This is a genomic window from Pseudomonas sp. PDNC002, assembly GCF_016919445.1.
Lineage (GTDB): Bacteria > Pseudomonadota > Gammaproteobacteria > Pseudomonadales > Pseudomonadaceae > Pseudomonas.
In genome coordinates, this window is the sequence record NZ_CP070356.1 from 354,115 (window position 1) to 367,166 (window position 13,052).

At 64.7% G+C, this 13,052-nt stretch carries 11 protein-coding genes; 2 read left to right on the forward strand and 9 right to left on the reverse strand.

Features of this window, described 5'->3' with window-relative positions; all coding sequences use genetic code 11:
- Window positions 1–7: 7 nt before the first annotated feature.
- The 6 genes from JVX91_RS01740 to JVX91_RS01765 all read right to left on the reverse strand — a co-directional run bounded on the left by JVX91_RS01740 (window position 8) and on the right by JVX91_RS01765 (window position 5,498).
- The gene (locus tag JVX91_RS01740; RefSeq protein WP_345890269.1) at window positions 8–487 is read right to left on the reverse strand and encodes a PilX N-terminal domain-containing pilus assembly protein; all 480 of its coding nucleotides are present in this window, start codon (window positions 485–487) and stop codon (window positions 8–10) included.
- Between the two features lie 8 nt (window positions 488–495).
- A complete protein-coding gene (locus JVX91_RS01745) occupies window positions 496–1,443 on the reverse strand; it encodes a PilW family protein (protein WP_205339908.1) in 948 nt (315 codons plus the stop codon).
- A gap of 1 nt (window position 1,444) precedes the next feature.
- Window positions 1,445–1,918, reverse strand: coding sequence for a type IV pilus modification protein PilV (pilV, locus tag JVX91_RS01750; protein WP_205337741.1), 474 nt, complete (start codon window positions 1,916–1,918; stop codon window positions 1,445–1,447).
- 253 nt (window positions 1,919–2,171) lie between these two features.
- On the reverse strand, window positions 2,172–3,020 hold the full coding sequence (locus JVX91_RS01755) for a mechanosensitive ion channel family protein (protein ID WP_205337742.1): 849 nt from the start codon (window positions 3,018–3,020) through the stop codon (window positions 2,172–2,174).
- Window positions 3,021–3,129: 109 nt separating this feature from the next.
- A complete protein-coding gene (locus JVX91_RS01760; RefSeq protein ID WP_205339909.1) occupies window positions 3,130–4,251 on the reverse strand; it encodes an SO2930 family diheme c-type cytochrome in 1,122 nt (373 codons plus the stop codon).
- Complete coding sequence (locus tag JVX91_RS01765) at window positions 4,251–5,498, reverse strand: parallel beta-helix domain-containing protein (RefSeq protein WP_205337743.1); 1,248 nt, start codon at window positions 5,496–5,498, stop codon at window positions 4,251–4,253. Before JVX91_RS01765 ends, JVX91_RS01760 begins: the two co-directional genes overlap by 1 nt.
- Before the next feature lie 177 nt (window positions 5,499–5,675).
- On the opposite strand from JVX91_RS01765, the gene JVX91_RS01770 reads away from it, so the two are divergent.
- Window positions 5,676–6,086 (forward strand): bacteriohemerythrin, encoded by a 411-nt coding sequence (locus JVX91_RS01770; RefSeq protein ID WP_205337744.1) that lies wholly within the window; start codon window positions 5,676–5,678, stop codon window positions 6,084–6,086.
- A gap of 38 nt (window positions 6,087–6,124) precedes the next feature.
- Here the strand turns inward: JVX91_RS01770 and JVX91_RS01775 are convergent, their stop codons facing one another.
- Window positions 6,125–8,380: a YgiQ family radical SAM protein gene (locus tag JVX91_RS01775; RefSeq protein WP_205337745.1), complete on the reverse strand. Its 2,256-nt coding sequence runs from the start codon at window positions 8,378–8,380 to the stop codon at window positions 6,125–6,127.
- Window positions 8,381–8,588: 208 nt separating this feature from the next.
- On the opposite strand from JVX91_RS01775, the gene JVX91_RS01780 reads away from it, so the two are divergent.
- The gene (locus tag JVX91_RS01780) at window positions 8,589–10,439 is read left to right on the forward strand and encodes a diguanylate cyclase (protein WP_205337746.1); all 1,851 of its coding nucleotides are present in this window, start codon (window positions 8,589–8,591) and stop codon (window positions 10,437–10,439) included.
- 27 nt (window positions 10,440–10,466) lie between these two features.
- Here the strand turns inward: JVX91_RS01780 and alr are convergent, their stop codons facing one another.
- Together alr and dnaB are read right to left on the reverse strand one after the other, a co-directional pair.
- Complete coding sequence (alr, locus tag JVX91_RS01785) at window positions 10,467–11,543, reverse strand: alanine racemase (protein WP_205337747.1); 1,077 nt, start codon at window positions 11,541–11,543, stop codon at window positions 10,467–10,469.
- Between the two features lie 68 nt (window positions 11,544–11,611).
- Window positions 11,612–13,006 carry a replicative DNA helicase gene (dnaB, locus tag JVX91_RS01790; protein ID WP_205337748.1) on the reverse strand — a complete coding sequence of 465 codons (1,395 nt, stop codon included), beginning with the start codon at window positions 13,004–13,006 and terminating at the stop codon, window positions 11,612–11,614.
- Between the last annotated feature and the right edge of the window lie 46 nt (window positions 13,007–13,052).

Below are 13,052 nucleotides of genomic sequence, written 5' to 3' on the forward strand. Positions count from 1 at the left end.
GGCGTCCTCAGCGAATCACGAAGATGCCGCCCAGTTTCGCGTGCGAAACCGGCTCGCCCGAAGGCTGGCGACGTTGGCCGTAGCCGACCGCACTCACCTCGATGGCCACGCCGTAGGTCGAAAGGCCCTTGCCGACCTCCAGCCCCTCGCTGTTCAGCGCACGCAGAAACTTCAGTCGATAGGCCGGCTTGCGTGCCGGCGGCACGGCATCGGCGACCGGATCGCTCCACTCGATCTCCGCGCCGACATCGTAGGCGGCAATGTCGGCGCCCATTCGCCGGTAGACCTCCTGGCCAGCCAGTTCCCCGGCCCGCAACGCCGCTTCCGCGCCCTGGAACGCCACCTGCCGATCACGCAGGTTGCCGGCCATGCGTTCCTCCAACTGCGCCATGCGCAAGCCTGCAAGACCAACGATCGTCAGCAGCAACAGCATGACCAACGAGACCAGCAGCACCGCGCCGCCCTGGGACTGATTACGCATCGTCATGACCCTCTTCATGGCGCGACATTGCGTAGCGCCGTTGTGCTGCCCATCGCACGGCGCAGCCGGCGCTCCGCGTCCAGCGGCAGCGTCCGCCCGTCAAAGACCAGGCTCGTCGGAACCTCGTCGACACCTCGCGCCTGACTCTGCAGCAGGAGATTGACGCGCACCGTGCGCACCGTGCGCCATTCACCAGCGGACATTTCCCGCGCGGCCTTGTAGGCGGTGACCACGCTTGCGTCGCCCGCGGCCACGCCATAGCGCAGGCTCAGGCCGGCAACGCCGGAAACCAGTTCGCTGGTTTGCGCGACCCCGCTGTTCTCGCTGTTGTCGGTGACGAACAATCCGGGATTGCCATCCACGCCACGGCCAATCCAGTAAATGAGGTAGCGGTAGGGATAGGCACGGGTCGCAGGCGGGAGGAAACGCTCCAGCGAGCGGTCCGCGACCAGCGCCGTCGCGCTTCCCGTGTTACGCACCAACAGGCACGACTGCTGATCGGAGATCAGGTAATAGGCGCCCGACGCCGCGCCACCTGCTGCGAGCGCCAAGGTACTGCCGGCGATCGCGCGTGCTTCGAGCGCGGGCTCGGTGGCGTACCGCAGCAGCAGGGCATCGGTATTCGCTACGCGCCCGGAGGGCACCCAGGCCGGTGTCGGCATGCCACTGCCGAATCCTTCCACGCCCGATTTCTCCAGCGCGTACTGCGCACTGGCGGAACCGCTGGCATTCACCAGGCCGCCGGAACAGGCGCCGATGAAGCCGGCGTTGCGCAAGTCCTGCCCGATGCTCTCCAAGGCGAAGCGCCCGCCCTCCTGCAGTTCGGACAAGGCAACGGCGGACTGATAGCTGCGCTTGCTGGCGAGCACGACATGGATGACGCCAACCAGCAGTACGAGGCTGAGCGCCATCGCGATCAGCAATTCCACCAGCGAGATGCCGTGCTGCGCGGACGGGCGCATGTCACAGTCCCGCGTGAAAAGTGAAGATTTCCCATGACTCGCCGCTGTCAGTCAGGCGTCGACGGGCACGACCATCGTCCCAGCGCACGGCAATGATCGCGCTGTACAAGTCGCCGTTGCGCACCACCCGCACCGATCCGCTGCCCGTTCCGCCAAGCGCTTCGCAGACGCTGCCAAGCCATTGGCTGAGGTCGAGCTGGGCGCGTGTCGAGCCGGACAGCGACGGGCATCCGCCAGCCGTTGCGCTGAAGCCTGTGTCATAGGAACCGGCACGCGCGGCAACGGGATTGGCGCGCAGCAGTTCGGCCATCTCGCTGGCCAGCCAGGAGGCCTGGGAGCGCTGCAGCGAGCTGTAGTTGGCGGCGATGCCGACGTTCTGCAACCCCGCCAACCCGAGCAGGCCGATGGAAAGAATGACGAGCGAAACCAGCAGCTCGATCAAGGTGAATCCCTTGCCCCGCAAGCGGCTGTCCATGCGTAACGCCTCGCCGGTGATGGGTCGTTCTGCAAGAGTGCAGGGCCATTCACGGCAAGGTCAGCCAGACCGGTTCCGGGAGTTTCCAGGGAAAATTCCTCCGGCAAACCATGATCGGACGGGGTGTTCGGAAGACGCGCAAGCAATCGTGCCGCTCATCCACAAGAGCCTGCCACCGATCCCGCCGAACGCGATTTCCAGCGCAGAAATGCAAAGGCCACCTCGCGGTGGCCTTTCTTCTGCATGGGGCTCGTCAGCTCCCCGATTGCTGCACGATTACCGTCTGCGCCGGCATCGGCGCCGGGAAGTCGGTGCCGAGCGCTTCCTTGATGGTGCGGTTGGTATCGAAGTAGACCTGCCAGTAGGCGTCGTTATGGCAGTACGGACGCACCGCGAGCACCGGGCCGACCAGGTTGAACTCGAGGATCTCCACGTCCACCGGCGGATCGCTCAGCACATTGGGAACCGCCGCGATGCGCTGCTTGAGGACGGCGGCGGCGGCCTGCCAGTCGGCGGCGCCGGAGAGCTGGGCTTTGAGATCCACGCGGCGGAAGGGGTTATGAGTGAAGTTCTGGATGTTGTCGCTGAAGATCTTGTTGTTGCCCACCAGGGTCAGGACGTTGTCCGGGGTGTTGATCGCGGTGGCGAACAGACCGATTTCCTTCACGGTGCCGGTCACACCGCCGGCGCAGATGAAATCGCCAACCTTGAAGGGCCGCAGCACGATGATGAAGCCGCCGGCCGCCAGATTGGCCAGCAGGCCAGACCAGGCCATGCCGATGGCCAGGCCGATGGCTGCGATGAGCGCCGCGAGGCTGGTGGTCTGGACGCCAAAGTAGCCGAGGATGCCGACGACCAGAAGGATGTTCAGGGTGACGGTGATGAAGGACCCGACATAGCGCAGGACCGTGGGGTCGACGCTCTGTCGCGCCAGGGCTTTCTCGACCATGCCGACGGCGAAGCTGATCAGCCAGCGACCGAGTACCCAGAAGAGAATGGCTACGAGGATCTTCACACCGAACGCGAGCGCGTACTGCGAAACCGTCGCCCACAGTGCGTTGATCTTCTCCGTACCCACATTGATGATGTTCGTATCGTCCATGGAAGCGCACCTGCGAGAGAAAGGGACCAGATGAACGCTAGCACGGCCCCAGCGGTTTGCTCGTCGCAACGCGCAGCCCAGAGCCCTGGCGGGCTCCGGGCGGTTTCCCTCAGCAGTCGCCGGGCAGCGAGCTGATCCAGCGGTTGAGCATTTCCAGGCCTTCATGGTGCACGAGCGCGCGGCCCAGCTCGGGCATCATGTCGCCCGGTTTATCGCTGCCGACACGGTAGCTGAGCACGGACTTCTCGGGGCTGCCGGGGTGGATATCCTCCAGCCGTCCGCCCGTGCCGCCACCCGCCGCCACCGGTGGTTTGCAGATGCCATAGGCAATGGAAACCGGCGTATGCGGATCGAGGTACAGACCCGATGTGCGCGCCGCGCCTTTGGGGTTGTGGCAGTGCGAGCAGTTGGCATCGAGGTAGCTGCGCGCCTGCTTTTCCAGATCCTCACCAGGGCGCGGATGCCCCCACAGGGCGTTCTGCGGAACTTGCGCCAGCGCCGGCAGACCCTTGAGGAAGCCGCGCGCCTGCCAGTGCTGCAGCTGGTTCTCGCTGCCGTCGGCGTAGGCGAAGTCCTTGTTCAGGTGACGCGCCTTGGGCCCCAACGGCGCAATGCCGGCGCCCTTCTGCTCGGCGTGGCATTCGGAGCACTGGTTGGCGTCCGGGACTATGTAGGTGAAGGCGGTCTTCTTGCCGTCCTCGGCGGTCAGCTCCAGCGCCGGGCTGTCACCGGCCACTTCCAGGCGCGCCTCGCGCTGGTCGGCGTCCCAGACATAGGGCAACGCGGCCCAGCCGTCTTTCTGCCGCACGAGCACGCGGGTTTCCACCAGATGAACACGGGACATGTCCAGGCCGACCTTGGGATCGCGGTCGTCCTGGCTGTTCTGCAACAGGTTGCCCTGGGCGTCCTTCGGGTAATAGAAGGTCTTGGTCAGTACGGTGCCGACGGGGTAGTCGAAACGGTCCTCGGCGTATTGCGCCGATTGGCCCTCGGGCATCCACACGGTGCGCAGCTTGTGCGCGTAGTCGGTGAACAGCGACGTGTTCAGGTCATAGGGCAACACCTCGGCGGCCGGCGTCAGGTGACCGTCCGCCAGGTGCAGCATGCCCCAGCCGCTGAGCTTTTCCGGGTAGTCGTCGCCGTCGGGCTGATAACGCGGCTTGCTCTCCTGCCCGCACCCGGCCACCGCAGCGGCCAGGGCGAGCGACAACAGGAACGAAGCGGGTTTCATCATGCCTTGTTGCCCTTTTCACCCAGGCCGGCCTGCTCGATCTTCGGCAGCGGCTTTAGCTTGCACTGGTGCGAGCTGATGTCGGTGCTGATGTTCTTGTAGCCGTTGGGACCGTCGACGTTGACGATGCCGGCATTGCCGTTGTCGATGCAGATGGCCAGGGCTTCGGGCAGCTTGCCGTCGACCAGTTTCTTCTCGTTGAAGTAGCCGTCCCAGAGGATATCCGGCAGGTGCCCGGTGAGACCGAACTTGGCGACTTTCAGCGCCTTCAGCTCCAGGTGGTCAGGGCTGTCGCCGCCGGGTCCGAAGGTGTTGCCGTGAATGAAGATGCCTTCGGGATACGGGTCGAAGTTCGGCTGGGTAGCCTTCTGCGAATAGTTGGTGCTGAAGTAGCTGCTGATGATGACGTTGGCGGTTTTGTGGTTGCCGATCTTGTTGTTGAAGATCTCCACGTCGTCGTTGGAGTTCACCACCACGCCCGAGCCTGCCGGCACGCTGGCCACCGGGGTGCCCTTGTGGCCGAAGTTCTCGTGGTTGTTACCCTGCACGTCGTTGTCGAAGACGCGGGTGCCACGCCCCGGCTGCTGCAGGTTGGGCATGTTGAAGACGAGGATGCCGCCGGTGTTGTCGGTGGCGACGTTGTTGTACACGTCGGCGCCGATGGTGTTCTCGATCTCGATGCCGGCGACGTTGCGCTCGGCGCGGTTATTGCGCACCACCACGTTGCGCGACTGGCCGACGTAGATGCCCGAGTCGGAGGCGCCGATGGCGACGTTGCCTTCGAGCAGGGTGTTTTCGGTCTGCACCGGGTAGATGCCGTAGCCGCCGTTATCGGTGGAGGCGCCGTTGGTCCATTCGGTGCGGATGTTGCGGATGACGATGTTCTTGCCACCGATCACCTTCAGGCCATCGCCCTTGGTGTCCTCGATGGCGAGGCCTTCGATGGTGAAGTCCGAGGCGTCGACGAACAGCCCCTCGGCGCCAGCCTTCTGGTTCTTGAAGTTGAGGATGGTCTTGTCCATGCCGGCGCCACGGATGGTCACGCCGTCCACCTTCAGGCTCAGGCTGCGGTCCAGGTGGTAGGTGCCGGCGGGAATATCGATGACATCGCCGGTCTTGGCCTTGATCAGGCGCGCCTGCAAGTCCTTCTGGAAGTCGCTGCTGACGGCGGCGGTGGGCTTGTCGCCTTCGCCGCAGGCGGCCAGTGCAACGGAGAATGCGAGAAGAGAGAGGGTAGCGAGACGCATGGCGGGCTCCGGTCTTGTTTTTATGATATGGAACTATCGTACCAAATAAAGCCGAGAATACTCCTACATCCCGCGCCACGCCAGCCCCTCAGTCACTTCGCACTTTGATTGATTGACGTCACGGCTTCGCGCCGGCGGATCGGGATGATCTGCGCTTCCAACCCAAGGAGTGCACGGATGAGCTTCATGCCCTGGAACGACGAGTTCGTGATTGGAATCGAGCGGATCGACGAGCAGCACCGCTGGCTGGTCGACCTGACCAACGCGCTGTATGACCGCCTGCGCGGCCTGGACGACCAGGGCCCGCCAATGGGCGAACTGCTGGAGCAACTGGTGGAATACACGATGAACCATTTCATCGTCGAGGAAGTGCTATTCCAGCGCCTGGGCTATCCCGAGGAGGAGGCGCACAAGGCCGAGCACGACCGCTTCAACCGGCAGATCATCGACCTGCTGTACCGCCACGAGGACGGCGAAGTGGTATCGGTCGAGGCGCTGGAGCTGCTCAAGGGCTGGCTGACCCACCACATCCTGAAGGTGGACAAGGCCTACGTCGGCTTCTTCCATGAAAAAGGCGTGACCGCCTAGCAGCGGTCACGCCTTTTCGAAGGCTCAGCGCCGGACGATCAGCGCGGAATATTCGGCTGGCGCTTGGTGGTGCGCTTCTTGCCCTTGGCGTAGCCGGTCGCCTTGTCCTCGGCAGCCTTGTTCCACGGCTTGGAGCCATCGCTGGCGCGCGGCGGCAGGCCGGTGTGCTGGGTCAGCAACGGCTTGCCGGCCTTCTTGCTGCCCACCGGGGTGGAGTTCTTGCGGCGCGCGCTCTGGTAGCCGCTGTCGCCGGTCGGCTGGTGCGTGGGAATGAGCTGGTGCTTGCCGTTGCCGATCAGATCGGCGCGGCCCATTTCCTTCAGGGCCTCGCGCAGCATCGGCCAGTTGTTCGGGTCGTGGTAGCGCAGGAAGGCCTTGTGCAGGCGGCGACGACGCTCGCCCTTGACGATCTCCACACCATCGCTCTTGTAGGTGACCTTGCGCAGCGGGTTCTTGCCCGAGTGGTACATGGCCGTGGCGGTGGCCATGGGCGACGGGTAGAAGGCCTGTACCTGGTCGGCGCGGAAACCGCTGCGCTTGAGCCACAGGGCGAGGTTCATCATGTCCTCGTCGCTGGTGCCCGGGTGCGCGGCGATGAAGTACGGGATCAGGTACTGCTCCTTGCCCGCCTCCTTGGAGAACTTCTCGAACATCCGCTTGAAGGCATCGTAGCTGCCGATGCCCGGCTTCATCATCTTCGACAGCGGACCTTCCTCGGTGTGCTCCGGGGCGATCTTCAGGTAGCCGCCGACGTGGTGCGTCACCAGCTCCTTGACGTACTCCGGGGATTCCACGGCCAGGTCGTAGCGCAGGCCCGAGGCGATGAGGATCTTCTTCACCCCCGGCAGGTCGCGGGCGCGGCGGTACAGCTGGATCAGCGAGGAATGGTCGGTGTTGAGGTTCTCGCAGATACCCGGCCAGACGCAGGACGGCTTGCGGCAGTGACGCTCGATCTCCGGGTCCTTGCAGGCGATGCGGTACATGTTCGCGGTCGGGCCGCCGAGGTCGGAGATGACGCCGGTAAAGCCCGGCACCTTGTCACGGATTTCCTCGATCTCGCGGATGATCGAGTCTTCCGAGCGGTTCTGGATGATCCGGCCTTCGTGCTCGGTGATGGAGCAGAAGGTGCAGCCGCCGAAGCAGCCACGCATGATGTTCACCGAGAAGCGGATCATCTCGTACGCCGGAATCTTCTCGCCGCCATACGCCGGGTGCGGGACGCGCGCGTACTGCAGGCCGAAGACGTAGTCCATTTCCTCGGTGGTCAGCGGAATGGGCGGCGGGTTGAACCATACGTCGGTCTCGCCGTGGCGCTGGACCATCGCACGGGCGTTGCCCGGGTTGGTTTCCAGGTGCAGCACGCGGTTGGCGTGGGCATAGAGGACCGGATCGCCCTTCACCTTCTCGAAGGACGGCAGGCGGATCACCGTGCGCTCGCGGGTCAGCTTCGGGTTGGGCAGCAACTGCACCACCTTGGCTTCGTTCGGATCGTCCTGCGGGCCCTTGCCCTGCTCGATCGCGCAGGCGGCGGTGTCCTGGGTGTTCACGTAGGGGTTGATGATCTTGTCGATCTTGCCCGGGCGGTCGATGCGGGTGGAATCCAGCTCGAACCAGCCTTCGGGGGTGTCGCGACGGACGAACGCGGTGCCGCGCACGTCGGTGATCGACTCGATGGACTCACCGGCGGACAGGCGCTGGGCCACTTCGACCACAGCGCGCTCGGCGTTGCCGAACAGCAGGATGTCGGCCTTGGCATCCATCAGGATCGAATGGCGGACCTTGTCCTGCCAGTAGTCGTAGTGCGCGATGCGGCGCAGCGAGGCCTCGATGCCGCCGAGGACGATCGGCACGCCCTTGTACGCCTCACGGCAGCGCTGGCTGTAGACCATGCTGGCACGGTCCGGGCGCTTGCCGGCGTTGCCGCCTGGGGTGTAGGCGTCATCGGAACGGATCTTCCGATCGGCGGTGTAGCGGTTGATCATCGAGTCCATGTTGCCGGCGGCGACGCCGAAGAACAGGTTCGGCTTGCCCAGCTTCATGAAGTCGTCTTTCGACTGCCAGTCCGGCTGGGCAATGATCCCGACGCGGAAGCCCTGGGCTTCCAGCAGGCGACCGATGATGGCCATGCCGAACGACGGATGGTCGACGTAGGCATCCCCGGTGACAATGATGATGTCGCAGGAATCCCAGCCCAGCTGATCCATCTCTTCCTTGCTCATAGGCAGGAACGGCGCCGGGCCGAAACACTCGGCCCAGAACTTGGGATAGTCGAACAACGGCTTGGCGGCTTGCATCACGGGCACCGGGTATCTCTAAGTAGGTATCGCGGAAAAACGCGGGCGCGGAATATAGCACAAAAAGTGTACAAATCCGACTAGTGAGCTCAGATTTAGCCGGCGATCTAACCGGCACACGGTAGATTGCCAATGCCATCATCTGGCTATACTTCAGCCACTATCCGCAGTACGCCTGGCCATCCCGCCAGGCCAGGGAGTGCCTGTCGTGCGTCGTGCCTTCGTGCTGTTGCTCACCCTGCTGTTCTGCCACACGGCGCTCGCCTTCGAGCTGGACGACAAGGCCAGCGGCGCGTGGCTCAATGATCACCTGGAATTGCTGCAGGAGCGCGACGGCCCACTGACGCTGGACGCCGTGCGGTCCAGCCGCGACTTCGTGCCGGCCAATGGCCGTACCAGCGTCGGCCAGAGCCCCGACGGCTGGTGGCTGCGCCTGGACCTGGATCGCCAGGCAACGCCGCTGGGCGGCTGGTGGCTGGAAGTGGACGCGGTCAATCTGCAGGACCTTCGCGTCTATCTACCGGACTCGGAAGGCGGTTACCGCGAGGTGCTTTCCGGCGAGGCCGTGCCCTTTGCCCAGGGCCGCGACCGCCAGTACCGCCGGCCGCTGTTCCACTTGCCCGAAGGTATTGGCCCGGTGCGCCTCTATGCGCGCGTCCAGGACCCCGCCGGCAACTCCTTCCCGCTGCGCATCTGGTCGCTGGACGACCTGCAGGAACACCGCGCCGACACCAACCTGTTCCTCGGCGTGATCTACGGCCTGATCGCCGCGCTGCTGCTGTACAACCTGTTCATCCTGCTGACCCTGCGCGACCCGGCGTACTTCTGGTACGTGCTGACCACCGCCAGCGCGCTGCTCTTCAGCCTGGGCATGACCGGGCATGGCTTCGAGTATTTCTGGCCGGACCATCCGGTGCCCTGGTGGCTGGACCGCATCACGCTGCCCTCGTTCTGGGGCCTGTGCGTGCACCGCTTCACCATCACCCTGCTGCAGACTCGCCGGCACGTGCGCTGGTCGCACTGGCTGCTGAACCTCAACTGCGTGCTGTACGTGCTGACCATCGCCCTCGGAGCCCTGCAACTGCGCGGCCCCGCCGGCTGGATGCTGGTCGTCATCACCCTAATCGGCGTCCCGGCAGCACTCGGCGGCGCCGTGGTGCGCTGGCGCCAGGGTTCGTTCCCGGCCTTCCTCTACATGCTCGGCTTCGGCCTGGTGCTGACCAGCGTGAGCATCTCGGTAATGCGCGCCACCGGCGTAGTGCAGCCCTCGCCATTGACCTCGTACATCTTCCCCATCGCCGTGGCCATGGAATCGGTACTGTTCTCCTTCGCCCTCACCTCGCGCATCCAGGGCCTCAAGCGCGAGCGCGCCGTGGCACTGGAGCAGGCCGACCGCGAAAAGAGCGCACGCCTGACGCTGATGCAGAGCGCGCAGCATGACCTGGCCAAGGCCGTCGCCGAGCGCACCGCCGAACTGACCCAGAGCAATCAGCTACTGCGCGAACGCGAAGTGCAGCTGCAACACGCCGCGCACTACGACCCGCTCACGGGCCTGCCGAATCGCCGCTACCTGGTGGAACACGCCGAACACGCACTGAACCATGCCCAACTGAACGGCGAAACCCTGGCACTGATGCTGATCGACCTCGACCACTTCAAGCCGATCAACGACAGCCACGGTCATGACGCCGGTGATTTCATGCTGCAGAACGTCGGCAACCGCCTGCGCCAGTGCGTGCGCGGCAGCGATTGCGTGGCGCGCCTGGGCGGAGACGAATTCGCCGCGCTGATTGCCGGCCCGGATGCCGAAGGACACGCCAAGGAGATCGCCTGCCGCATCCTCAACGAACTGTCGCGGCCGGTGAAGTTCGACAGCCTGGAGCTGCGCGTCACGCCGAGCATCGGCGTCGCCATCTATCCCAGCCATGCCATACAGTTCAGCAAGCTCTACAAGGCCGCGGACCAGGCGCTCTACGAAGTAAAGGGCAACGGCCGGGCGAGCTATGCCATCGCCAGCGAAAGCAGCGGCGAGACCAGCGAGCTCTGGCTGGAAAGCTAATGGCTGGAAAGCGAAGACCGCGTCTGATCAGCTGCGATAGCGGCGCGGCACGCGGGCGGTGACCTTGGTCAGCAGCTCGTAGCCAATGGTCCCCGCATGGGCTGCCACCTCATCCACTGGCAAGTTGACGCCCCACAGCTCGACGCGATCGCCCACGGCGGCATTCGGCAGGTCGGTGAGATCCACCGCCAGCATGTCCATCGAGACGCGCCCGGCCAGGGGCACGCGCTGGCCCTCGACCAGGACCGGCGTACCGGCCGGCGCATGGCGCGGATAACCATCCGCATAACCGCAGCTCACCGTACCGATACGCGATGGTCGCTCGGCCACCCAGGTGGCGCCGTAACCGACGCTGTCGCCGATCTCCACATTGCGCACGGCGATCAGCTGGGCCTCAAGGCTCATGGCCGGGCGCAGACCCAGTTCGGCAGCGCCGATGTCGGCGAAGGGCGTGGCGCCATAGAGCATGATGCCGGGGCGAACCCAGTCCATATGCGCGGCAGGAATAGTCAGGACGGCGGCCGAGTTGGCCAGCGAGCGCTGGTCGAAATCCAGATCCAGCATGCTGAGGAAGCAGGCCACCTGGTCTTCGGTCAGCTCGTCGCCGCGCACATCGGCGTTGGCGAAGTGGCTCATCAGGTTCAGCTCGGCCACCTGCGGCGCCTGACGCAGGCGCGGATGCCAGTCACGCAGCGCATCCGCCGAGAAGCCCAGGCGGTGCATTCCCGAATCCAGCTTCATCCACACGTTCAGCGTCGTCGGCAGTTGCGCGGCGAGCAGCGCCTTGGCCTGCTCCGGCCCCTGCACTGCCACGTCCAGGCGCAGTTGGGCGGCAATCAGGTATTCCGCCGGCTCGAAACAGCCTTCCAATAGCAGGATGCGCGCGCCGGCGTGCAGGGCGCGCACCTCGGCGGCCTCCTCCAGACAGGCCACCGCGAAGCCGTCGGCCTCGTCGTGCAGGCAGCTCACCACTTCCCGCGCACCGTGCCCGTAGGCGTTCGCCTTGACCACCGCAAAGGCCTCGCGCCCGGGCGCGCAGCGCTTGGCGACGGCGTAGTTGTGGCGAATGGCGGCTAGATCGACGTAAGCGACGAGCGGGCGCATGGCGGCCTCTGCAATGAAAACGGGCGCCTATCTTAAGGCGCCCGTCGGTCACGCGGAATGCGGCATCGTTACTCGTCTTCGAAGTTGTACATGCCGGGCGCGAGGTTCTCGAAGCGGCTGTAGCGGCCGAGGAAGGCCACGCGCACGGTGCCGATGGGACCGTTACGCTGCTTGCCGAGGATGATCTCGGCGACGCCCTTGAACTCGGTCTCCGGGTGATACACCTCGTCTCGGTAGACGAACATGATCACGTCGGCGTCCTGCTCGATCGCTCCAGATTCGCGCAGGTCGGAGTTCACCGGGCGCTTGTTCGGGCGCTGCTCCAGCGAGCGGTTGAGCTGGGAGAGCGCAACCACCGGGCAGTTGAACTCCTTCGCCAGCGCCTTGAGCGAGCGGGAGATCTCGGAGATCTCGTTGGTCCGGTTGTCACCGGCGGAGCCAGGAATCTGCATCAGCTGCAGGTAGTCGACCATGATCAGGCCGATCTCGCCGTGCTCTCGGGACAGACGGCGGGTACGCGCGCGCATTTCCGAGGGCGAGATACCGGCGGTGTCGTCGATGAACAGCTTGCGATCGTTGAGCAGGTTGACCGCCGAAGTCAGTCGCGGCCAATCCTCATCGTCCAGCTTGCCCGTACGCACCTTGGTCTGGTCGATGCGCCCGAGCGAGGCGAGCATACGCATCACGATGGAGTCGGAGGGCATCTCCAGGGAATACACCAGGATGGCCTTGTCGCTGCGCATCAGGGCGTTCTCCACCAGGTTCATGGCGAAGGTGGTCTTACCCATGGACGGTCGACCGGCCACGATGATCAGGTCGGACGGCTGCAGACCGCTGGTCTTCTCGTCCAGATCGGTGAAGCCCGTGGAAATACCGGTCAGCGCGTCCGCGGTATTGAACAGGTGGTCGATGCGGTCGATGGTCTTGACCAGGATGTCGCCGATTCCCACCGGACCGCCGCTCTTGGGACGCGCTTCGGCGATCTCGAAGATCTTGCGCTCGGCTTCGTCGAGCACTTCGTTGGCGCTGCGCCCTTCGGGGTTGAAGGCGCTGTCGGCGATGTCGCTGCTGATGCCGATCAACTGCCGCAGGGTGGCGCGCTCACGGATGATGTTGGCGTAGGCCTTGATGTTCGCCACGGAGGGCGTGTTCTTCGCCAACTCGGCGAGATAGGCAAGGCCGCCTACCTGGGACAACTGGCCTTCGCGCTCGAGCATCTCGGAGAGCGTCACCACGTCGATCGGCTGGTTGCCTTCGGCGAGCTTGTAGACGGCGCGGAAGATCAGGCGATGGTCATGGCGGTAGAAATCGCCATCGGACACGGCGTCGGAGACGCGTTCCCATGCATTGTTGTCGAGCATCAGGCCGCCCAGCACCGCCTGTTCAGCTTCGATCGAGTGCGGCGGCACCTTGAGGGAAGCGGTCTGCAGGTCGTATTGCTCGGGAATGGTGATGTCGTTCATGGGCTCTTCGTGTTGGCTCTTCGTAGGAGAGAATCAAACGGCGGAA

Coding starts and splice junctions, on each gene's coding strand:
- JVX91_RS01770 (WP_205337744.1), top strand. CDS start 5,676: ATGAGCTTCATGCCCTGGAACGACGAGTTCGTGATTGGAATCGAGCGG.
- dnaB (WP_205337748.1), bottom strand. CDS start 13,006: ATGAACGACATCACCATTCCCGAGCAATACGACCTGCAGACCGCTTCC.
- alr (WP_205337747.1), bottom strand. CDS start 11,543: ATGCGCCCGCTCGTCGCTTACGTCGATCTAGCCGCCATTCGCCACAAC.
- JVX91_RS01760 (WP_205339909.1), bottom strand. CDS start 4,251: ATGAAACCCGCTTCGTTCCTGTTGTCGCTCGCCCTGGCCGCTGCGGTG.
- JVX91_RS01775 (WP_205337745.1), bottom strand. CDS start 8,380: ATGCAAGCCGCCAAGCCGTTGTTCGACTATCCCAAGTTCTGGGCCGAG.
- JVX91_RS01755 (WP_205337742.1), bottom strand. CDS start 3,020: ATGGACGATACGAACATCATCAATGTGGGTACGGAGAAGATCAACGCA.
- JVX91_RS01765 (WP_205337743.1), bottom strand. CDS start 5,498: ATGCGTCTCGCTACCCTCTCTCTTCTCGCATTCTCCGTTGCACTGGCC.
- JVX91_RS01745 (WP_205339908.1), bottom strand. CDS start 1,443: ATGCGCCCGTCCGCGCAGCACGGCATCTCGCTGGTGGAATTGCTGATC.
- pilV (WP_205337741.1), bottom strand. CDS start 1,918: ATGGACAGCCGCTTGCGGGGCAAGGGATTCACCTTGATCGAGCTGCTG.
- JVX91_RS01740 (WP_345890269.1), bottom strand. CDS start 487: ATGACGATGCGTAATCAGTCCCAGGGCGGCGCGGTGCTGCTGGTCTCG.